Consider the following 1,812-nt stretch of genomic DNA (forward strand, 5'->3'; position numbering starts at 1 on the left):
GGCGCGCATGCGGCGATGTTCAACCTCCGGCAACGCCTCCAGCTCCTCCGACCACTCGCGCTCGACATACCGCGTCGGGAAACCCAGAAAGAGATGCGGCGCACGGTAATAGGGCGTGACCTGGTTCGTGTACAACTCGCTGGGTCGGCCTTCGCTGTAGTTGACGTAAACGGATTCGGTCCAGTTGATGAAATCAGACGAAGTGGCAGTGAGAATGTCGCGTCCGTAGCGTGACCCTCGCAGAGACCCTTGCGACCCAACTCTTTGGCCGCTGTTACTTGCCTGAACTGGATGAGCCCCATAAGGTTCTTCTCCCGTCTGCGGCAGCCGGAACTCATTGCGATGATATGCACGGTACTCGCCGCGTACCCCGTCCCAGAAGGCCAGATTCTGCGTGTCCAGCAACCCCGCAGTAATGACCGGCCCGTCGCTCATGGCCGACCAATGGATACCGTCCGGCGATCCGTAAGCCCACAGCCCTCTCGCGTCCCCGCGCTGCATCAACGAAAATGCCTTGTAGCGTGACTCTTCAGCACACTTGGGATTCCCGTCCTTGAACGGCGAAAACATGCCGTTCAATATCTCCCCTGCATCCATCAGAATGTTGTTCTTCTTGGAGCCATTGAATTTGACCAGGTCCAGCACCGGCCTCTCCCAGTGGATGCCGTCGGCACTCTCCGCGTAGCAGACGTACTTGCCGTCCGGAGTGCCTAACTCCCCGTCTTCATAAACAAAATTCTGCCCTCGGTAGTACATGCGATACCGGCCGCCGTCCTCAAAGACCGTAAAGCCCCCGCTTGCATTACCCTCCCAGGGCGTGTCCAACTGCAACGCAATGCCCCGGGGAACCGGACTGTTCAAGCGCCGCCGGGCGCCGCCGCCTAGCTGCGACACGAGATAGTCGTCCACCATCAATTCCAGGCGGGAGCCGATGTCGACAGGAATCGCGACTTCGTTCAAATTGGCCATGGTCTTATGGGTTTCCTGTCCCCAGTCACATCTTGACAAACTGAATAGCGAACAGATCCGCGTCGCGCAATACGAAGCGCAGTCGAACCGGTACGCCCTCGAGACCGCTCACGTCGGGACCACCCGACCAGCGCACAACGCGCTCGATGTCGTCTCCCAGCAACTCCACGCAGTCATCCAGTCCAAAGCCTGCAACTGATTCATCCATCTGGTCCCGCAGAATCTCCACCCGGACACTGCCAGCCGCGGAGGCCGAAAAATTGACGCACAATCGGTTGCCCGCAAAAATCAAGGGCTTCGTCACCAGTTCGCCCCCGCCGAGTGGCGCCTGTACCGACGCGAATCCATCGACTCGCAGCGTATAGCGCCGCAGATTCATGCTTTCGCCCCGCCAGTAGCCCTCCGATACGTAGATTGACAGTTCGTCCGGCGCCCCGTCAAAAGGCGAAGAAGTTGTCACGATACCCCAACCGGGATAGCCGTCACCGTAAACCCAGTTGTCCACAGGCCGCAGACCCGGCCGGATGAACGACTCCGGCCACAAATTGAAGTTGTGGCCGTCGCGACTGCTCATAAACATCGCATCCGTCAATGCGCTGCCGTGACGTTCGCTAGCCGAGGCGCGCAGGCGCCGTTCGCTTAATTCCGGAAGATCCTTCATCGCCTCCGACCAGCCGTGGTCGACATACCGGGTTGGAAACCCCACGAAAATATGCGGTGCGCGGAAATAGGGCAGGATGGAGTTGTTGTAAATCTCGTCTACACGACCCTGGGTATAATCAACATAGTCCGGCTCGTTCCAGTTGATAAAGTCACTCGACGTCGCCGTACGCAGATCGCGGC

2 protein-coding genes are annotated in these 1,812 nt (G+C 58.9%); both read right to left on the reverse strand.

Going from position 1 to position 1,812, the window contains the following annotated elements; genetic code table 11:
* Positions 1 to 969: hypothetical protein (locus OXG98_14065; protein ID MCY3773126.1), on the reverse strand; the 969-nt coding region annotated here is incomplete at its 3' end.
* A 25-nt stretch (positions 970 to 994) separates the two neighbouring features.
* The coding region (locus OXG98_14070; protein MCY3773127.1) for a hypothetical protein at positions 995 to 1,812 on the reverse strand (818 nt) is incomplete at its 5' end.

The organism is Gemmatimonadota bacterium, assembly GCA_026706345.1.
Classification (GTDB): Bacteria; JAAXHH01; JAAXHH01; order JAAXHH01; family JAAXHH01; genus JAAXHH01.